General features: G+C 65.1%; 21 protein-coding genes. 10 read left to right on the forward strand and 11 right to left on the reverse strand.

The genetic code is table 11. The features are described 5' to 3' along the window. Window positions 1-2 precede the first annotated feature (2 nt). The 5 genes from ASF60_RS14700 to fliL all read right to left on the reverse strand — a co-directional run bounded on the left by ASF60_RS14700 (window position 3) and on the right by fliL (window position 3955). The gene (locus tag ASF60_RS14700; protein WP_056186221.1) at window positions 3-626 is read right to left on the reverse strand and encodes an invasion associated locus B family protein; all 624 of its coding nucleotides are present in this window, start codon (window positions 624-626) and stop codon (window positions 3-5) included. A gap of 165 nt (window positions 627-791) precedes the next feature. Then, window positions 792-1610, reverse strand: a complete 819-nt coding sequence (locus ASF60_RS14705) for a MotE family protein (protein WP_056186224.1) — start codon at window positions 1608-1610, stop codon at window positions 792-794. After that, window positions 1607-2128, reverse strand: coding sequence for a DUF6468 domain-containing protein (locus ASF60_RS14710; protein WP_056186228.1), 522 nt, complete (start codon window positions 2126-2128; stop codon window positions 1607-1609). The genes ASF60_RS14705 and ASF60_RS14710 overlap by 4 nt, the downstream gene beginning before the upstream one ends. Before the next feature lie 10 nt (window positions 2129-2138). Continuing rightward, complete coding sequence (gene fliM, locus ASF60_RS14715) at window positions 2139-3356, reverse strand: flagellar motor switch protein FliM (RefSeq protein WP_056186231.1); 1218 nt, start codon at window positions 3354-3356, stop codon at window positions 2139-2141. A 92-nt stretch (window positions 3357-3448) separates the two neighbouring features. Next, window positions 3449-3955 carry a flagellar basal body-associated protein FliL gene (fliL, locus tag ASF60_RS14720; protein WP_056186235.1) on the reverse strand — a complete coding sequence of 169 codons (507 nt, stop codon included), beginning with the start codon at window positions 3953-3955 and terminating at the stop codon, window positions 3449-3451. A gap of 270 nt (window positions 3956-4225) precedes the next feature. Between fliL and flgF the strand changes: the two genes are divergently transcribed. From flgF to flgH, 4 genes are read left to right on the forward strand one after another with little or no spacing between them, the layout of a single operon-like run. Continuing rightward, window positions 4226-4966, forward strand: a complete 741-nt coding sequence (flgF, locus tag ASF60_RS14725) for a flagellar basal-body rod protein FlgF (protein ID WP_056186237.1) — start codon at window positions 4226-4228, stop codon at window positions 4964-4966. Window positions 4967-4978: 12 nt separating this feature from the next. Continuing rightward, window positions 4979-5770 carry a flagellar basal-body rod protein FlgG gene (flgG, locus tag ASF60_RS14730; protein WP_056186239.1) on the forward strand — a complete coding sequence of 264 codons (792 nt, stop codon included), beginning with the start codon at window positions 4979-4981 and terminating at the stop codon, window positions 5768-5770. Window positions 5771-5784: 14 nt separating this feature from the next. Continuing rightward, window positions 5785-6849: a flagellar basal body P-ring formation chaperone FlgA gene (flgA, locus tag ASF60_RS14735; protein ID WP_056186242.1), complete on the forward strand. Its 1065-nt coding sequence runs from the start codon at window positions 5785-5787 to the stop codon at window positions 6847-6849. Between the two features lie 48 nt (window positions 6850-6897). After that, on the forward strand, window positions 6898-7644 hold the full coding sequence (gene flgH / locus ASF60_RS14740) for a flagellar basal body L-ring protein FlgH (protein WP_056186246.1): 747 nt from the start codon (window positions 6898-6900) through the stop codon (window positions 7642-7644). Between the two features lie 114 nt (window positions 7645-7758). Here flgH and dksA read toward each other — a convergent pair whose 3' ends face one another. Further along, complete coding sequence (gene dksA, locus ASF60_RS14745) at window positions 7759-8178, reverse strand: RNA polymerase-binding protein DksA (protein ID WP_056186249.1); 420 nt, start codon at window positions 8176-8178, stop codon at window positions 7759-7761. A gap of 580 nt (window positions 8179-8758) precedes the next feature. Between dksA and ASF60_RS14750 the strand changes: the two genes are divergently transcribed. After that, the gene (locus ASF60_RS14750) at window positions 8759-9304 is read left to right on the forward strand and encodes a YciE/YciF ferroxidase family protein (RefSeq protein WP_056186252.1); all 546 of its coding nucleotides are present in this window, start codon (window positions 8759-8761) and stop codon (window positions 9302-9304) included. Window positions 9305-9374: 70 nt separating this feature from the next. On the opposite strand, the gene ASF60_RS14755 is transcribed toward ASF60_RS14750, so the two are convergent. Further along, window positions 9375-9803: a flagellar assembly protein FliX gene (locus tag ASF60_RS14755; RefSeq protein ID WP_056186256.1), complete on the reverse strand. Its 429-nt coding sequence runs from the start codon at window positions 9801-9803 to the stop codon at window positions 9375-9377. Between the two features lie 301 nt (window positions 9804-10104). On the opposite strand from ASF60_RS14755, the gene ASF60_RS14760 reads away from it, so the two are divergent. Genes ASF60_RS14760 through ASF60_RS14770 form a run of 3 tightly spaced genes read left to right on the forward strand, consistent with a single transcriptional unit; the run spans window position 10105 to window position 12079 of the window. Then, entirely contained in the window at window positions 10105-11184 is a 1080-nt protein-coding gene (locus ASF60_RS14760) for a flagellar basal body P-ring protein FlgI (protein WP_056186607.1), read from the forward strand. Between the two features lie 45 nt (window positions 11185-11229). Further along, the gene (locus tag ASF60_RS14765) at window positions 11230-11607 is read left to right on the forward strand and encodes a rod-binding protein (RefSeq protein ID WP_056186259.1); all 378 of its coding nucleotides are present in this window, start codon (window positions 11230-11232) and stop codon (window positions 11605-11607) included. Then, window positions 11591-12079 (forward strand): hypothetical protein, encoded by a 489-nt coding sequence (locus ASF60_RS14770; protein WP_056186609.1) that lies wholly within the window; start codon window positions 11591-11593, stop codon window positions 12077-12079. The genes ASF60_RS14765 and ASF60_RS14770 overlap by 17 nt, the downstream gene beginning before the upstream one ends. Before the next feature lie 39 nt (window positions 12080-12118). Here the strand turns inward: ASF60_RS14770 and ASF60_RS14775 are convergent, their stop codons facing one another. From ASF60_RS14775 to ASF60_RS14790, 4 genes are all read right to left on the reverse strand, one after another. Next, on the reverse strand, window positions 12119-12457 hold the full coding sequence (locus ASF60_RS14775; RefSeq protein ID WP_056186262.1) for a hypothetical protein: 339 nt from the start codon (window positions 12455-12457) through the stop codon (window positions 12119-12121). 135 nt (window positions 12458-12592) lie between these two features. Continuing rightward, a complete protein-coding gene (locus ASF60_RS14780) occupies window positions 12593-14416 on the reverse strand; it encodes a hypothetical protein (RefSeq protein ID WP_056186264.1) in 1824 nt (607 codons plus the stop codon). A gap of 71 nt (window positions 14417-14487) precedes the next feature. After that, complete coding sequence (gene flgK / locus ASF60_RS14785) at window positions 14488-16365, reverse strand: flagellar hook-associated protein FlgK (protein WP_056186268.1); 1878 nt, start codon at window positions 16363-16365, stop codon at window positions 14488-14490. Between the two features lie 46 nt (window positions 16366-16411). Next, window positions 16412-17803: a flagellar hook protein FlgE gene (locus ASF60_RS14790; protein ID WP_056186271.1), complete on the reverse strand. Its 1392-nt coding sequence runs from the start codon at window positions 17801-17803 to the stop codon at window positions 16412-16414. Window positions 17804-18055: 252 nt separating this feature from the next. Here ASF60_RS14790 and ASF60_RS14795 point away from each other — a divergent pair, with 252 nt between their 5' ends. Next, the gene (locus ASF60_RS14795; protein ID WP_056186274.1) at window positions 18056-18523 is read left to right on the forward strand and encodes a BLUF domain-containing protein; all 468 of its coding nucleotides are present in this window, start codon (window positions 18056-18058) and stop codon (window positions 18521-18523) included. A 55-nt stretch (window positions 18524-18578) separates the two neighbouring features. After that, window positions 18579-19031, forward strand: a complete 453-nt coding sequence (locus tag ASF60_RS14800) for a response regulator (protein ID WP_056186277.1) — start codon at window positions 18579-18581, stop codon at window positions 19029-19031. Window positions 19032-19050: the final 19 nt, after the last annotated feature.

Genomic DNA, 19050 nt, shown 5'->3' on the forward strand with positions numbered 1-19050 from the left:
GATTAGCCTGCCAGGGCGGCGGCGCGCGCCAGGGCATTCGCGAATCCCTCGAGCGGGACCGTGATGACGACCGGCTCCTTGGCATCCGGCTTCGTAGCCGAAACCAGCAGGTTCTTGGCCGTCTTCATCGTGTCGGTGGCCAGCGTCGGCAGGCTGACCGGCACCAGGCAGCCTTCCTGGCTGCAGGACATGAATGGGGCACCCTTGCCCAGCACGGCCTCGTCGAGCTTGAACGATACGCCCGGCTCGATGGCCAGACCGAGCGGCATCAGGATGAAGCCCTGAGCCCGTCCGTCGCTGGGCGGCCGGATCTCCAGAGCGAATTCACGACGGCCCTTCGCCCCCTGCGCTTGCATGACGGCGCATTCGACCTTCGTGTCGGCCTTCGCACAGGTCACGGTCCAATCGCCGTAGACCTCGCTCACGGAACTCGCACCACTCGGCCACCCCGCACCGGCCGCAGGGGTGGCGGCGGGCGTGGGCGCGGCCGCCTTGGTGGGCGCAGGCTTGGCAGGCGTCGCCCTCCGGGGCTTCGGTTTGGCAGGAGCCTCCGCCGGGTCCGATGCGGTCGGTGCCGCCGCATCCTGCGCGACGACGGGCCCCGCCACGAACAGCGCGAGGCTCATCACGGCAAGGGAACGGATCAAGCTGCTGGACGACACGTAGTTGGCTCCCCCGAAACCACGCGGTGGATACCTGTTCCGTCCGCGAACCCTGCCCCTAGTCGGGCGCGGCGCAGCGCGCAATGGAGCGCGGCATCACGCGGTGGACGGAGCCTCCGATTCGTCATTTCATCGGCGCGGCGCGGGAGACCCCGGCGCGTCGATCGCCGGAAGCTCGTTGGCGCCGAGCCCCAAGGCGACGGTGGGCGCCGTCACGCCGCCCTGGCCGCGCGCACGGTTGGCGAGCGCGACGGTCAGCTTCTCGGCGGGTTCGGACTGCATGAGGGCAAGCACCTCGGCCATCTTGCGGGGATTCATTGCGAGGACGATGGGCACGAGAATGTCGAGGCCGAGCCTGTCGAACACCCGTGCGGCATCCTTCGGCTTCATCGTCTCGTACATCGTGACGATGTTCTTGAGGGCGGCTCTCTCGGCTTCGGCCCGCTGGGCACTGTTACCGTCCGCCTTGTCCTCGCCCTGCTTCAGCGAATCGACGCCCTCCTCCAGCTTGCGTTCGGCCTTGCCGATCAACTGCTCGCGCAGGTCCAGGGCATCGCCGCGTTGCTTGAGGGTATCCCGCCGTGTGGCCAGACGCTCGAGAATGGCGCGTTCGGAAGCGGGCATCGCCTCCGGCGGTGGTGGCGGCCGCACGGCGGGTTTCTCAGGCTCCGGAGCTGGTTTCTCCGGCTCCTTCGGCGTGACCGATCCGGTGGTCGCAGGGTCGGCCGGCTCATAGTTGGTTCGAGCCTTGGCGAGAACACGCGCAAAATCCGGCATCGGCGCGCCCGGCTGCAGGCTCGATTCCTCAACGGTAATCGCTGCGAGCTTGAGCACCAGCAATCCGACAGCTGCCAGGGTCACGGCATCGATCAGGCGCAGCTTGATGGGCCGCTGTTGGCGGAGCCGCACCAGGCGGCTCGGTTTCTGGGTGCGAGCCGGAATCGTCACGCGGCTTTGCTCCTCAGGCGGCCCAGGGCCCGCTCGGACATGGCGAGAGCAGCGGCAGCGGCGACGCCGAGGCGCTCACCGTTGGGACTTGTCGGCCCGGCCGGGGCGATGCGGACGGGGGCGACCACGCGCTCCAGGTCGCGCGGCTCCTGCGTCGGTGGCGCGGCGGCGCGGACAATCTCTCGTCCCGGGGCAGCCTGCGCGACGATCGACGCGATGCGGGCGATGACCGTCTCGCCGGCCTCGACATGAGCCGCGAGATCCGTGGCGTAACGCTCGGCGGTTCCGAGCCGGTCAGCCAGGGTCCGGTCGCACTCGTCGAGCGTTGCGCGCAGGCCCACGATAGCGCGCTCGGCGGTGGAACTCGCCATGACGAGGTCGCCGATGGTCTGGCGAAGCGCCGCCTCGTCGGCCTTCAGCTTGGTGATGCGTCCGCTGAGCCGCATCGACGAAACGATGCTGGCAACCAGGAGGACGGCGACGAGAATGTCGGCGGCGAGTGTGACGAGGAGGCTCATGGTCGGTCGCTCACCCGTCGTTGCGGTTGTTCATGGAGGCCTCGAAGGCCTGGAGGGTGGTGCGCGACCGGCGCAGGGGCCGGGTGAGCTGCACCGCGATGTTGTCGTCGATCCGGCCGATCCGCCCTTGGGTCAGAGCCCAGTCGCCGCACCGGACCGCGATCAGGTCGGAGGGCTTGGTGTCGAACATCAGTGTATCGCCGACCTTGAGGGACAGGACCTTCTTCAACGGCAGCATCATCTCGTGCAGCACCGCCTCCATGGTGGCGTCGGCCTGCCAGATTTCGGTCGCGAGGTGACTTTCCCAGACGTGGTCGCGGCCGAGCTTCTCGCCCATGAAGCTCTGCATGAGCAGTTCACGGATCGGCTCGATGGTGGCGTAGGGAAACAGGATCTGCAGCAGGCCGCCGCGTCCGTCCATGTCGAGCTTGAGGCTGATTAGGATGGCGGCGTTGGCGGGCCGGGTGATGGTGGCGAAGCGCGGGTTGGTCTCGATCCGGTCGATGGCGAAGCGAACCGGCGAGAGCGGCTGGAAAGAGAGTTCGAGGTCGGTGAGGATGATCTCGACGAGGCGTCGGACCAGCTGCATCTCGATGGTGGTGAAGGGGCGTCCGTCGAGGCGGGTCGAGGACCCACCGCGCTTGCCGCCGAGCAGCAGGTCGAGGGTCGAGTAGGCCAGGTTCGATTCCACCGTGACGAGCCCGGAATTCTCCCAGGCATCGGCACGGAAGACGCCCAGCAGCGTCGGCAACGGAATGGCGTTCAGGTAGTCGCCGAAACGCACGGAGGTGATGTTGTCGAGAGTGACCTCGACGTTGTCCTGGAAGAAGTTGCGCAGGCTTGTCGACAACAACCGGATCATCCGGTCGAAGACGATTTCCAGCATCGGCAGGCGTTCGTACTGGACGACGCCGGAATCGACGATCGCCCGGACACCGCCGGCTCCCGATGCGGAGAGTTCGCGCAGGGAGAAGCCCAGGACGCCGTCGATCTCGTCCTGGTTCAGAATCCGGTCGTTGCCGGCAAGTTCGGGGAGGTTGTCGGTCTCCCCGTCCTCGATCATCGTCGCCCATTCGGCGGCGACGTCGCTGGCATGGGTCGTCGTACCCTGCTCGGCCAGGGCCGCGCCCCACTCGTCGGCGAGCGATGCTTCGCCGCCCTCGGCGTTCTGGGCGATGAGCGCGGCGGCCCAATCGTCTTCGTCGATCTCGTCTTCCGGTCCGGCCATCAGACTCTCGTTACCTGCAACGTCTCAGACAATCTGGTTGGTCGCTCGGGATGAACGCGCGCGCTTTACGCGCGCGCTGAGGCGCGGATCGCCTATTGGATCACCACGTCCTTGAACAGCACCGCCTCGGCCCGAGCCGGGTGGATGGCGACGTTGACCCGGCGCAACAATTCCTCGCGCAGGCGGTAGATGCCGGCCGAGCCAGCGAGGTCGCTTGCCCTGAGATCGCGCAGGTACACCTGGAGGGTATCCTCGATGCGCGGCATCAGGGGCTTCACCTCGCTTTCGACCTTGGCATCCTTGAGCTCGATTGCGACCTTGACCTTGGCGAAACGCGTCCGATCCTGACCGGGCTCGTTGGCGAGATTGACCGTCATCTCCCGCACATCGAGGAACACGACCGGCTTCTTCACCTCGGCAACCGCGTCGGCGTGCCCGTCGCCCCCAGCCTTCTTCTTCATGAAGAAGAATCCGCCGCCCGCCGCCAGCGCCACGACGACCGCGCCGATGATGAGGATCTTCTTCTTGCCGGCGGGCGGGGCATCGCCTTCCACACCCTCTTCACCTTCGGCGACGGCCTTTTTCGGCTTCTTGGCCATCGGTGGACCTCGCAGGTGGATCGGTAGCGCGCCGGGCTGCCGCTCAATTCCCGCGGCTCTCACAATGGTATCGAGCAGATAAGGTTAACGCGCCGTTAAGGCGGCAAAAGCTGCCGGGTTGGAGTTGCCGTGCGGCCGGTAATGGTCAGCCTCCGGAGGCTCCTAAAACTCACGTAATGCTCTCATTTTAAAAGATAAAAGACTCCGAACGGGTTTGGCACGCCGCATGCGGAGATGTCTGCGTCGTCGCTCGTCGGGACTGAGAGTGTCATGCAGAATGCATTGTTCGTGGGGGTATCAAGCCAAGTCGCGCTTCAGCGCGAGCTGGACGTGATCGCCAACAACATGGCCAACATCTCCACTAACGGCTTCAAGGGGCGCAACACCCGCTTCCAAGAGTACCTGATGCCGGTGGCGAGCGCCGAATCGTTCAAGACGCCGGACCGACGCGTCTCCTACGTGATCGACCAGGGCACCGCCCTCGATCTTGCCCAGGGCCCGATTGAGCAGACCGGCAATCCCCTCCACGTGGCGGTGCGGGGTGAGGCTTTCCTGGTGGTCCGCACGCCGAACGGAGACCGGTACACCCGCAACGGCGCATTCGAAACCGACGCCCGGGGCACGCTGGTGACCAGCGACGGCTATCCGGTTCAGGGTGACGGCGGTCCGATCCAGATCAATCCGCAAGAGACCGGCATCGCCATCGGCCCCGACGGAACGGTCTCGACCAATCTCGGCATTCGCGGACGCGTCCGGCTGGTAACCTTCGCCAATCCTCAGGCGCTTACCAATGAGGGCGCGAACCTGTACGCCTCGACGGCACCACCCCAGGCCGCCGGCCTCGCCGGGCGGGTGGAGGCCGGTGCCCTCGAGCGCTCGAACGTGAAGCCGGTCCTGGAAATGACCCGGCTCATGGACGTGAACCGCACCTACACCATGGTTTCGGGCGTGATCTCGCGCCTCGACGACCTGCGCGGCACGGCGATCCGCCGTCTCGCCGACGTCGCGTAAGGATCTCCGCAGATGCGTGCCCTCTACGCTGCCGCCACCGGCATGGCGGCCCAGGAACTCAACGTTCAGGTCATCTCGAACAACATCGCGAACCTGCGCACCACCGGCTACAAGCGCCAGCAACCGCACTTCCAGGATCTGCTGTATCAGAACCTGCGCCGGGCCGGCTCATCGACCTCCGACCAGAACACGCAACTTCCCGCCGGCCTCGCCATCGGGTCGGGTGTGAAGACCACCTCGACTGCTCGGGTGATGTCGCAGGGCACTCTGACGAGCACCGAGAAGGAATATGACGTCGCCATCCGCGGCGAGGGCCTGTTTCGGGTCACCCTGCCGGACGGGCGCACGGCCTACACCCGAGACGGTTCGTTCGATCTGTCGGCACAGGGCCAGCTCGTCACCCGTGACGGTTACCTCGTCGATCCCGGCGTGACGGTGCCGAACAATGCCACCTCGGTGACGATCAGCGCCCAGGGTGCCGTGCAGGCGACCGTGCCGGGCCAGACGGCTCCGCAGGCGCTGGGCCAGTTCCAGCTTGCCCGCTTCGTCAACAAGGTCGGCCTCGAGTCGATCGGCGACAACCTGTTCATCGAGACCGCCGGGTCCGGTCCCGCCATCAACGGCCTGCCGGGGGCGGAGGGCTTCGGCAACCTTCAGCAGAGCTACCTCGAGGAGGCGAACGTCAACGCCGTCACCGAGATCTCCTCCCTGATCGCTGCCCAGCGCGCCTACGAGATGAACTCGAAGGTGGTGACGGCCGCCGATCAGATGCTCTCGACCACCTCCCAGATGTTCCGCAGCTGATCGGGCTCCTGACCATGCATGCTCTGCGACAGATCCCGCCCCACCGTTCCGCCCGCGTTGCGACCTTGAGCGCCGCCATCGTCGCGCGGACTTTGTTCGCCGTGCTGGCCCTGTCCGTCCTCACCCTGCAGGTGTTGGCGCAGGACGCGCGATCGGCCGGCGCTCCCATGCGCCTCCGCGGCGACGTCACGGCGCGCGGCGACGTGCTGACGCTCGGCGACCTCGTGGAGGGTGCGGCCGCCGAGATGGCCCTGCGTCCGTTGTTCCGGGCGCCGGCTCTCGGCGCCACCGGCACCATCCAGGTGCGCCGCATCGCCGAAGCGATCGCGGGGCTCGGGCTCGGCTCGGTCGAGACCGGCGGCCGGCTTCAGGTGTCGGTCCAGCGCGCCGCCCGCAAGGTGACGCAGCCGGAGATCGAGGCCGCCCTCAAGCGCGCCCTCGATTCCGGTTACGGCGTCGATTCCCGCAATTTGGCCATCCGCCTCGATGGCGAAGCGCCGGTCCTGCTGGCGCCCCTCGATCTGAACGGCCAGGCCGTTGCCCTCGACCTCAGCTACGATGCCCGCTCACGTCGAATCGCTGCTCTGATCACGCTCGGCGAGCGTCAGGCATCCCTGCGTGTGTCCGGTCAGGTCATAGAGATTCGCGAAGTCGCGGTCCTCGGCCGGAGCCTCAATCGCGGCGAGACCATCCTGGCCTCGGATCTCACAGTCGAGCGCCGCCCGCGGGAGGCGACCCCGGCCGATGCGCAGGGGGCGCAAGCCGACCTCGCCGGGCAGGTGGCGCAGCGCAGCCTGAGTGCCGGCGCGATCCTGCGTTCGGGTGACCTGGCACCCCCCGATCTGGTGGCACGTGGCGAGGCCGTGACCATCGTGTTCGACTCCCCCGGCCTGAATCTCTCCCTCCGGGGGCAGGCCAACGAGAGCGGCCGTCTCGGGGCATCGATCACGGTGACCAACCCGATCTCGAAGAAGATCCTGTCCGCCACGGTGATCGGGGCTGGCCGTGTCTCGGTTGGTCCGGCACCGCTGCTGCGCCAGGCCAGTGCGGCCTTCGACCCACCAACCGTTCAGCGCTGATCCGCTTCGTTCGCGTCCCTTTTCCGGTTTGCCAAAGGTCCGGTCCCCATGACCTACCGCCTCTCGCCCGCTCTTGCCGTCACGCTGATGTGCACCGCGCTCGGTGCCTGCAACACGGCCGACCGCCTGTCCCAGATCGGTGCGACCCCCGCCCTTTCGGCCATCGAGGATCCGACTTCTCAGGCCGGCTACAAGCCGGTGCGCCTGCCGATGCCGGAGATTCAGCCGGTGTCCTACGCGCCGAATTCCCTATGGCGGACAGGCTCGCGCGCCTTCTTCAAAGACCAGCGTGCAGCCCGGATCGGCGACCTCGTCACCGTGAAGGTCAACGTCACCGACAAGGCGAACCTGAACAACGAGACCAAGCGCTCGCGCTCGAACGCGGAGGGAATGGGATTGCCCAATGCCTTCGGTCTGGAGAGCAGCAAGGGCATCGCGGCATCCGGGATCAGCCCCGACAAGCTCATCACCGCCACCTCGAACACGTCGAGCGACGGCGCCGGCTCGGTTCAGCGCAACGAGACGGTGACCACCAGCGTGGCGGCGATCGTGACGCAGATCCTGCCCAACGGAAACCTCGTGGTCGAGGGCAAGCAGGAGATCCGGATCAACTTCGAGGTTCGGGAACTCATCGTCGCCGGCGTGGTCCGTCCCGAGGACATCGAGTCGGACAACACCATTGAATCCAGCAAGATCGCCCAGGCGCGGATCGCCTATGGCGGGCGCGGTCAGATCACAGACGTCCAGCAGCCGCGTTACGGCCAGCAGTTGGTCGATGTGTTGCTGCCGTTCTGAGACCGATCGGCGCCCCGTGGATGGGCGCCGAGATCGTGTCGTCAGCAGCCCGATCGATCACGGGTCGATCCAGGAGAGGATTCTGTTCGAGATCAGGTGACAGGCCATCCGGGGTCAGTCGTCGCGATAGACTCGCTCGCGACGCTCGTGGCGCTCCTGGGCTTCCAGGGACAGTGTGGCGATCGGACGGGCATCGAGGCGTTTCAGCGAGATCGGCTCGCCGGTCTCCTCGCAATAGCCGTAGGAGCCGTCTTCCAGACGCGCCAGCGCCGCATCGATTTTGCCGGTAAGCTTTCGCTGTCGGTCGCGCGCCCGCAGCTCGATCGAGCGATCGGTTTCAGAAGATGCGCGATCGGCGAGGTCAGGATGATTTTCGTTCTCGGTCTGTAATGCCACCAGCGTATCCTGCGCCTCCCGCAAGATATCAGACTTCCAGCCGAGCAATTTGCGACGGAAATACTCCCGCTGCCGATCATTCATGAACGGCTCGGTTTCACTCGGTACGTATCCGTCCTCAATCGTGATCTTCGCCATTCGCGCCTCTTGCAGCCGGTTCGCGGCGATCATTTTGCGTGGCTATAATGCAGGGGGCAGGCCACGACAACGCATCGTGATCCCTACTCACGGCAATCCTCTCGGATGTTTTGCGCGCTGCGGCAAACACGCAACGGCTGCAAACCCTCTGCAAGTCGCTTTGCGCTGCAACAACGGCGACGCTTTGTCATGGACTTTCTAATCTGCGTTAAAATGCAGGCTGAATGGCTTCCGCCGGCCTCACCAATCCTGTGGCCGAGATCGAACACAGCGCGCCGCAAGCGGAACCGGAGCGATGGCCCTACGTTGGGCTCGGCACCGCCGAGAATGGTAAGTCTTCAGCAGTCGAGATTTTGGCCGAAGTTCCTCGAGGTTTTACCTAGGTTACTACCACCAAGATAATCGGCCTAACTTATGGTCGATGCTTGGGGCCGATAGCAGTCAGACTGGCTTTGCTTGTTTGACTGTATCGACGTGGTTCTGCGGGGATCGCTCAATATTCACTGCGAACCATGCAGTCGATGCGCCGATTGCTGTCTCGGCAAGTGATTATTCTCTCATACGATCCGGAGCATATCTCATGGCGACCAAGGTCAAGTCTCTGCACGATGCGTTTTATGAGACGCTGAAAGACGTTTACTACGCCGAGAAGCAGTCGGTCCGAGCCCTCAAGAAGTCGGCGAAAGCGGCTCAGCACGAGGAACTTCGCAGCGCCTTCGAGACGCATGCCGAGGAAAGCGCCGAGCAGGTCGAGCGTCTTCAACAGGTCTTCGAGATCATCGGCAAGCCGGCGCGCGCCAAAACCTGCGAGGCGATGCAGGGCATCACCTCCGAGATGGAAGAGGATCTCGAAGATTTCGCCGACAGCCCGGCCGCCGACGCTGTGCTGGCTGCCTGTGCCCAAGCTGTCGAGCATTACGAGATCGCTCGCTACGGGACGTTGAAGACCTGGGCGCGGCAGCTCGGTTACGCGGATGCCGCCAAGCTTCTGGAACAGACCCTTGAGGAGGAGAAGAAGACCGACGCGCTCCTCAGCGAGATCGCCGAGCGGATCAATACGGATGGAAGCGAAGTGGCCGAGGCTGCCGAGGAGGCACCGCGCGCCAAGGCGAAGACCAAGGGCTGAACGGTCCCTCGAGGTCGAGGGGAGAAGCGGGGCGCTGAGTTGGCTGGTGCCCCGCCCTTCGCCAGGCAGGTCAGAATGCTGCCGAGGGGGAGAGCTTGGCGAGTTCGACGGCGGCCCGCAACTCAATATCGGCGATCAGACCGTCGAGACGCGGGTCACCGCTGATCCCGGTCCGGTCGGCCAAGCGGCGCGCGATGGACTGGAGGTCGCGCGTCGAGACCCGTCCCATGATGAGCGAGGCCTTGAGGCGGTCCAGCCCATCAAGGAGGTCGCTGCCGCGCTGGGTCGAGCGCCGCCGACGCTCCTCTGGGGTGTCCGCGTTGCTCTGGAGGGTCAGGATCGCATCGAGTCCGGCCAGAGAGGCTGCCGGGGTGGCCGCAGCGCTGGTGGACGCCTTGCCGGGGTCTGAAAGGGTAAAGGACCGCATGGTGTCGTTGCGACGAGCGCCCGCGGCCGCCGGACCGGTGTTCAAGGTGACGAAGCGGGGATCGACGCGCATGGGAAAAGACCAATCGGGGCGGCGGTGCGCCCTGCACCGTGAGAATCCGCCGATGATGGTTAAGCCGGCGTAAAGAGCCCGGCAGAAAATGCCGGGTCGGCATGAAGCAATCAGTCCGACGGATCGTACATCCCTGCCCTCACAAAAGAAAACCATTCAATTCCAACGCATTGGGGAAACGATTGGCTTGGCATGGTCCTGGCAAGGTATCCGGGACATCCCTGCTGCGAAGAGCCCCATGCCTGACAGTCAGAACGGCCCGTCCCGGCTTCATCGCTTCACCATCGGCTTGCTGGCAGCGATGGCCCTGGTTTTCGGCCATGCGGCACCTGTCCTCGCCCTGTCGCGGGTCAAGGATCTCGCCAGCGTCGAGGGCGTGCGCCAGAATCAGCTCGTTGGTTACGGCATCGTCGTCGGCCTCAATGGCACCGGCGATACCCTGAACAACATCCCGTTCACCAAGCAATCGTTGCAGGCGATGTTGGAACGGCTCGGGGTCAACACCCGCGGGGCGACCATGCGCACTCAGAATCTGGCGGCCGTAATGGTCACGGCGAGCCTGCCGCCTTTCGCGACCCAGGGGAATCGCATCGACATCACCGTCTCCTCCCTCGGCGACGCAAAGTCTCTCCAGGGCGGTACTCTGCTGGTCACGCCTCTGCTCGGCGCCGATGGCGAAGTCTACGCCCTGGCCCAGGGCTCGGTCGCCATTGCGGGCTTCTCCGCCGAAGGGGACGCCGCCAAGATCACGCGCGGCGTGCCGACCAACGGGCGCGTTCCGAACGGGGCCATGATCGAGCGCGAGATGGCGTTCAAGATGAACGACATGCGGTCGCTTCGTCTCTCCCTGCGCAACCCCGACTTCACGACCTCCAAGCGGATCGCGGCCGCGATCAACGACTTCATGGGGGCGGACACGGCCGAGCCGACGGACCCGGCCACGGTCACTCTGCAGATTCCAGCCCGCTACACCGGCAACATGATCCGGCTCGTGACCGAGGTCGAGCAACTCAAGGTCGAGCCGGACCAGACCGCGCGGGTCATCGTCGACGAGCGCTCCGGCATCATCGTCATGGGGCGTGACGTGCGCGTCTCCACCGTGGCGATCGCGCAGGGCAACCTGACCGTGACGATCACCGAACAGCCGCAGGTCAGCCAGCCCGCTCCCCTCTCCAACGGCGCCACGACGGTGGTGCCGCGCACCGGAGTCAAGGTCGATACCGGCGACGGCAACAAGCTCGCCGTCGTGAAGGAGGGCGTGACCCTGCGGGAACTCGTCGACGGCCTCAACGCCCTCGGTATCGGTCCTCGCGATCTCATCTCGATCCTTCAGGCGATCAAGGCGTCCGGCGCCCTGCAGGCCGACATCGAGGTGATGTGATGCCTGTTCTCTCCATCTCCTCAAACTGACCCGAGAGGTAATCCCATGCTGTTCGCGCCCCTCGCCGCCAGCGCCGCCCTTGGGGTCGGCAAGGCCATCGTCGGAGACATCGCCAAGACCGTCCAAAGTGCGGTCGGCTCGGGCACCGCCACGGCCGCCAAAACCGCCGCTGAGGCCAAGGCGAAGAAAGCTTCGACGGATTTCGAATCGATGTTTCTCGAGCAGTCCCTCGACCGCCTGTCGCAATCCGAAGGCACCGATGGCCCGCTCGGCGAGAACGGCACCGGCGGTGGCGTGTACCGTTCGATGCTGACCAAGGAATATGCCGGCCAGATCGTGAAGAGCGGCGGCGTCGGCATCGCCGATCAGGTGTTCCGTGAGATGATGAAGATGCAGGAGGGTGGCGGTGCAAAGGTCAGCTGAGACACAAACGCCTCGCATCGCAGACCGCGCCGGCGCTCAGGCGCTGGTCACCGGCGTGTTGGCGAGCCTCGAAGCGCTGGAAGCCGTGCTGGCCCGGGAAAGCGATCACATCCGGGTCGGTCGAATGCGTGAGGGACTTGCGGATATGGATCGCAAATCCGCCCTGGCGGCGGCCTACTTCCAGGGGCTCGAGGCGATCAAGGCCAATGCCATCGTGCTCGCCCGTTTCGCACCGGAGGACATCGAAACCCTGAAGGCGGCGCATCTTCGCTTTGCTCAGGCGCTGGAGACCAATCAGGCGGTCCTCGCCACGGCGCGGGGCGTCTCCGAAGGCTTGGTAAAGACCCTGGTGGACGAGATCGACCGGGCTCGAACCCCCACGGTCTACGGTCGCCCCTCGCAGGCGCCCTCCCCCTATGGACGCAGCGGCGGCGCCCGCAGCCAGCCCCTGGTCCTATCGCGCAGCCTCTGACGACGGACCAAGGAACGCGATCGACGGCCGGGTGGCGCGTCAGGGCCGCCCGTGGCCCATCCGCACGAAGGCGCGCACCGGCCCGAACTCGGATTCACTGCGGGTGTCGATCGAGAGCTGCCCCGCGGTGACGGGCGCAGTGCCGTGACTGCCGATATCCAGGGCGCCGACCGCCCGGCCGCTCAGGCGAATGCAGGTCGGCGAGCCCGGAACGCGCACGAAGCCGGGACCCTGCTTCGGGCAGGGCTGGCGGGTCTCCCGCTGCCGCAGGTCCGGATGCGGTTTCGGTCGCTCCCCCGGCTGCGCCGACGCGGCAAGGTCTCCGCCGAAAAGCGCGGCGAGGCCGATCGCCGATGCGGCACGCATCGCAGAGGTCATGCCGGGTCTCCCGTCCTTGAACCGAAATCCGGGATAAGCCATCCCACCTTCCCGGCCAAGTTCGGCGGCCGGAAGCTGCTGCTTCGACAGCCGGAAGCTGCTGCTTCGTCAGCCGAAAACCGCTGCGCGAGCGCGTCAGCTGAGATAGTTCACGAGGTTCAGTTTCGAAAGCATCGAGGTGACCTGATAGCTCGCCTGAAGTTGCGTCTGGAGTTGCAGCAGCTGGGCGGTCACCTCCTGGGCCGAGATGTTTTCCACGCCGTCGAGCGAGCCCTCCAGGGTGGCGCGATTGGTCCGGTTGTCGGCCTTGGTGTTCGAGAGTGTGTTGGCGGCAAGCCCCATATCGCTCGCAATGCCGGGAACACCGCCCCCTTTGCGCGAGTCTGTGACCAGGAGGGCTCTGGCGCTGTCGGCGAGTGCGCTGAAGCGCTGTGCGTCCGGCGTCCCGCTGACGGCGGTCGTTCCCGGATCAGCCGCGATGATCGCAAGACCCGAGAGCACGGCACGGATCGGCGCTTCGTTGGCCTGGGTGCCGATGTTCAGGATTCGATTGGCGCCGATCTGAGCGGTGGCCGTGGCGCGCGGATCGGGAGACGTATCGTCGCCCTTATACCAGATCACCGTCTTGGTGCTCGCCTGCTCGGTGTAACCTGTGGCCTGACCGTTGGCGAACGTGATGCGCCGTGGAGCGAAGCCCGGCGATTGCGATCCGGCAAAAAAATCCTGCGCCGCCCGCGATGCCGAACTGGCCGCGAGACTGGTCGAGGCAGACCCCTTCAGGGCATTGGTCACGGCGTTCGACAGGCTCTTGGCGATGGTCTCCCGGTCGCCCTCGAGGGAGAACTCCGTCGTGGAGGCGGCATCGGCGGTGGCCCTGGCGGTGAGGGTCAAGGTCTGGGTCGTGCCGTCGCGCAGGCCGACGCTGACGGTCACGGTGTCGCCCGCAAGGGGCGTCCCTATCAGGCCCAGGGTCAGAGACGCGGGCGTGCCCCCGCTATAGGTCGAGGTGATTCCGACCCGATCCGGCCCCTGGATTCCAGCGACGGTGGCTTTGCCAAAATTCTTCTCGCGATCCGCTCCGAACCGCTGGTTCAATACGGCCTCGGCAACATCCGGACGCAGCGCTGTCGGATCATCGTCGGTGGCTGCAGCCTTGATTGCATAATCAACGAAGGTCTGGGTGCCGTCGGGTTGATCCAGGGTCACCCGAATGCGGTCCCCCTCTTGCGGAGCCGCCGCGAACTTGAAACTGACGTTGGACGGTGCGCCGCCACCGGTCGCACTCGGCTCGATCGCGGCCGGGTTGGAACTCGTTGCGCCGAGCAGTCGAAACCCGAAATTGGCGCGCATCTCCATGCCGGCCGCGCCGATGCCGTCTTCCGAGAGGCTGACGGTCGCGCCGTTCGCCGCGGTCGTGATCCGGCCGGAACCCGTTCCGAGATCGGCTGCCTTCTGTTCCGCGATCAGAGTCTTCAGTCCGTCAAGGTTCCGGGCGACATCTCCGTTCAGGATGGTATCGGCAGTGGCCACCGGCGGTGCATCGGTCGCGCGCCCGCCGAACAAGTATTGGCCGCCCATGTCGATGTTCAGGGCATCGATCGCGGCGTCCAGGCTGTTGCGGGCGATCTGCGGCGTGTTGTCGATGGTCGAGCCGTTGCTGGCGGCGAGCGAACGCTGAAGATTGGTACCGAGATTGTTGATCTGGGTGATGCTCAGGTTGGCCAGGGTAACGCGCGTGGTCGCGCCCGTGATGGCTGCATCGTACCCATCAAGGGCGCTCAGGGCCGCATGCGCGCTGAGGCTGGTGGTGCGACCCGTCCCAAGGCCACCATACGTCGTGGCTGTCTTGCCGCTGGCGAGCTGGTTGGTCAGCGTATCGAGGCGACCCTTCAGGCCGACAAGATTGGCCGTGTTGCGGTCGCCGAGATAGGTGCTGGCGTTGAACGGAGCGATGCTCATCGGTTCCTCGGGAGAATGCGTGACCTCGGTCGGGCTTTGCGTTGGGAAGGCCTGAACACCGCGGACTCGTCCTAGATCCGCAGCAGGGTGTCGAGAAGGTCGCGGGCGGCCGTGAGCACGCGCGCGTTGGCACTGTAGGCAGTCTGGAGCTGCACGAGCTTCGACATCTCCTCGTCGATGCTCACCCCCGACACCGATGCGACCCGGGCCTGCGCCGTCGCCAGCGCGATTCCCTGGCCCTCGTCGAGGCTCTGCGCGGAAGCGGCGCCGGCGCCCTGCGTGTCGATGATGCGCTGGGCGAAATCCTGGACGCTGGATGTGTAGGGCGCGTCGACGCCCCCGATGCCGCTCGCCGCCGCGAAGGTCCGGCTCGAGCCGATGAGCGCTCCGTAGAGGTATTGCGGGCGCGTCGCGTCTGACGCCAGGGTGTTGGACGCCGTGTTGACGAGTTGGGCGGTGTTGGTGGCCACGGCCTGGTTGACGGTGATCCGCTGGGCAAAGCCGGTCAGTTGCGATCCGCCCTCGAAGGAGCCGGTATAGAGCGTCCCCTTGCCTCTGCTGTCGAGGAAGAGCGGGATCTGTGGCTTGCCGGTCTGGAAGTCCGTTGGATTCGCGGCCTGAGTTACGCTGGCGCTGATGCCGAGAAGCGTCGGAGCACCGGCGGCCGGGTTGCTGGCGATGCGCAAGCTGCCGGCGGCGGCGCCCGGCTGGTTACTGACATTGAATTCGGAGCCGAGGGCAGCCTGCAGGGCGGCGCGAAGATCCGTTGTCGGATTGGTCAGCCTGATCATGCTGATCTTGGCGTTCGGATCGCTGAGATCCGCGCGATTGACGCTCGGTGGGGTCGCCGAGCTGTAGGGGATCAGCACACGATTATACGAGACGCCCATCGCGTCCTTGAGGCTGACCGTGATCGCATTTCCCGAGCTGAGGCCGGCGAGATCGATGTCCAGCGCATTCGCCGTTCCATCCAAGGGCACGGTGCCGACGGCGGCTCGGTCGGACATGGAGCGGGACAGCCCGGCGGCGAGTTCATCGAGCTGCCGCTGGGCTTGGGGCAGAATCGAGTCGCGCAACTCGATGGCTGCCGCGAGTGAGCCCGAGCGAATGGCCTGCGAGGCGATGAGGTCGACGCGAGAGCCGCCGGGGGTCGTGGCGGTGATGGTGCCAACGCCTCGCGTCTCTGAATCCTGCGTATAGGCGGAATCCGGATCCAGGGCGCCTCGGCCGTCGAAGCTCAAGGTCGCCGCCGCGCCGCGATCGACCAGGGTCATTCCGGACGTGGTGATCACCGTCACCGTGCCGTCGCGCTGATCCACCGTCTGCACGTCGAGAAAGGCGGACAATCCGTTGATGGCCTGGTCGCGCTGGTCAAGCAGGCTGGCACGGGCGCCCTCGTCGGAGGCGCTGGTAATCTGCGTGTTGAGGGTCGCGATCGAGGACAGGTAATCGTTGGCCTTGGCCGTGTCGCTGCCGACCTGGCTTTCGGTGGCTGAGCGCAGATCCTGTACACCCTGCGCGATGGTGCCGATGGTGGAGGCGAGGTTCGCGGCCCTGGAAACCACGGTGGCACGGGCCGGTGCGGAGGTCGGATCGTTGGTCAACGATTGCAGGGACAGCGCGAAGTCGTTGACGACGCCATCGAGCGCGGTCGACGATCCCGGCATCCCGTAGAGCTGGTCGAGGGACGTGCGAACCGTCGAGAGGAAGCCCGTATAGGCGGACCCAGAGGTTTCCATCCGCAACTGTTTGAGGGACGCCGCATCGAAGGCGCGGCCGAGCGTTCCGATGGAGACGCCGGAATTGCCGATGCCCTGCGCCACGGACGTGAGGGTACGCTTGGAGTATCCAACGGTGCCGACGTTCGCGATGTTCTGCGAGACCACGCCAATGGCGGCCTGGGTCGCCTTCAGGCCGGCCGAGGCGGTGTTGATCGCATTAAAGCTCACGAGGCTTCTCCCTTGCCTGTCGGTTCACGTCCGGTCGCGGGTGTCCTCAGCGAATGATGTTGATCAGCGCGGATATCATGTCCTGCGCCGTCGAGATGACCTTCGTGTTGGCAGAGTACGCCTGTTGGGTTACGATCATCTTCGAGAATTCACTCGCAATGTCGGTGTTGGATTGCTCGACATTGCCGCCGATGATCGAGGTGGTACCGAGGCCGACCAGCGGCGTGCCGGAATCGAGAGTCTGCTGATAGGTGCCGTTTGACGTCGCCTTGAGGCCATCCGAATTGATGAACTGCACCACCTTGATGTTCGCCAGAGCGACCGTGTTGCCGTTGCTGTAAGAACCGGCGATCTTGCCGTCCTTGGTGATGCTGAGGTTGTTAAGGGTGCCCGATGTAGAGCCGTCCTGGGTCAGCGCATTCGTGGTGACGGTGCCGCCGGAGGAGGTGTAGCCAGTCAGGCCCCCGGTGCCGTAGGAAAGCTGAATGTTCCCTAGATTAACGCCATCCACCGTGAGGGCGGGGATCGTCACCGAACTGGCCGCGGGCGCAGTCAATTGGCCACTGCTGTTGAACTGGAAAGCCGTTCCGGCGTTCGTCCAGGTACTATTAGTGCTCAGGACCGTGCTCTGATTGGCGTAGAACAGGTTCCAGACATCATTCGTCCCCGCCGCCGCATTGCCGTTCTGAACCTTTGCCCAACGGGTCGTGAGGGTGACGGGGGCCCCCCCTGCAGTGTAGGCGGTGAGGACAGGACCCGAAATGCTGCCGTTGATGAAACTAGTCGCGTCGGCCGCCGACACGGTTGCGGTGCCGGTCCCGGACAGGATGGCGGGGTTGGCCCCCGAGGCCAGGGTGCCGAGAAGCTCGGTGCCGGGCTGACTCGCATTGGCCTTGGCGGTCGCGGGCGTCTTCGGCAGGTTGGCCGAATAAGTGATGGTGGAGGTCGGCTGTGCCGGTAGAATCGTGTTCGCGACCTGGATCGGACCCTCGGCGGTCGCCTGCCCGGTGACCGGATCGAGGCTGCTGCCCTTCAGGTAGGAGCCGGCCCCGTTGACGAGATAGCCGTCTTTATCCAGGGCAAAGTCCCCGCGCCTTGTATAGGTATCGCCGGTCACGAAGCTGGATTGACCGTTGGCGTCGCCGGATTTGGTCGTGACTGCGAAGAAGCCTTCGCCGTTGAGCGCCATGTTCGTCCCGATGTCGGTGGCGTTCAGGCCGCCCTGCACCGTGGTGGTCTGCCGCGAATTTGCGGAGACCGATCCGGCGACCTGCCGACTCGGGGACTGCTGTTCCGCGACGAGATCGACGAAGCTTGTATCGACCCGCTTGAAGCCGGTGGTCTGCGAGTTCGCGATATTCCCGGAAATGTTCTCCAGCGAGAAGGACTGAGCCTTCAGGCCGGAGACGGCCGTCTGCATCGCGGAGAAGACATCCATGACCGAAAACCTTGTGTGACGATCGCTTCGCCGGCGCAGAGCGGCACGGACCGGATCTCGTCCAGCAATCCACGTGCCAAGCGTAAAGCATTGTCACTAATGGTTTTTCTTCAGGGATGACCCGGCAGGAACGGCCGGGAGACGGCCGGATCGGCAGCTTTTGCCGAGGCGCTTTGGTCGAAGGATCTTGTTTACGCGACGTTATCGCCGATTCCGCTAGTGTCCCGGAATCGAAGGCGGTGGATCGCTATCATGAGAGCCAAACGGTCGACCCTCGTCCATCTGATCTACTTCTCGCGATTGAACCTCGCGGCGGATGCGCCCACGCGGACCCGGCAGATCGGCGAGATCACGCGGCAGGCGCAGAAGAAGAACGAATTCTCGGTGATCACCAGTTTCCTGATCATCGAGCAGAATTTCGCGGCCCAGATCATCGAAGGCGAGCGTACGTCGGTGAGCGATACCTTCGCGCGGATCAGCAGCGATTCCCGCCACCGCGATGTTCAGATCGTCGAATGGCGCGAGATCGTGAAACGGGAATTCGTGAACTCCTTCACCACTGGCATACGGGGTCCGACGAATGACGCGCTGTTTCAGAAGGCCGCCCTTCTCCCCATGTTCCAGCGCGGAACCCCGAAGAGCACCGCAATCCACGCCCTGGCGGCGACCCTGCAGGCTGAGTCAATGACGAAGCAGGGCATCGACCATCTGTTCGTCTAATGCCGACGCGGCTCAGTCCGACATCGGGGTCCTGTCCTCAAACCCGTGATATTCCATGAGCGATACGCCCGCGATCCTCATCGTCGACGATCAGGAGAAGTTGCTTAAGCTGATCATCCTCTTGATGAACCGGCTCGGCTTCCCGGATGTCGAGGGTGTGACCGACGCCGTCACGGCTCTGGAGCGAATGCGTGAGCGTCGCTACTCCCTCGTGATTTCCGACCTCGACATGGAGCCGATGGACGGGCTCTCGTTTCTGCGTGAGATCCGGGCCGACGACGCCCTGATGAACACCCCCTTCCTCCTCACCGAAGCGTCCTTCGATTTCGAGGACATCAACCTCGCGCACCAAGCCGGTGCGGACGCCTTCATCCTCAAGCCCTTCGACATGTCGGTGCTGAAGACCAAGCTCAAGCAGGTCATCAACCGCAAGCCGCGCCGGCGTGAAGCGCCGCTCGCTGCGGAATCGGCTCTGAACATCGATTTCCCGATGCTGGGTAAGTTCTGAATTCGGCCCCGATGGGTAC

Source organism: Methylobacterium sp. Leaf113 (assembly GCF_001423325.1).
Classification (GTDB): domain Bacteria; phylum Pseudomonadota; class Alphaproteobacteria; order Rhizobiales; family Beijerinckiaceae; genus Methylobacterium.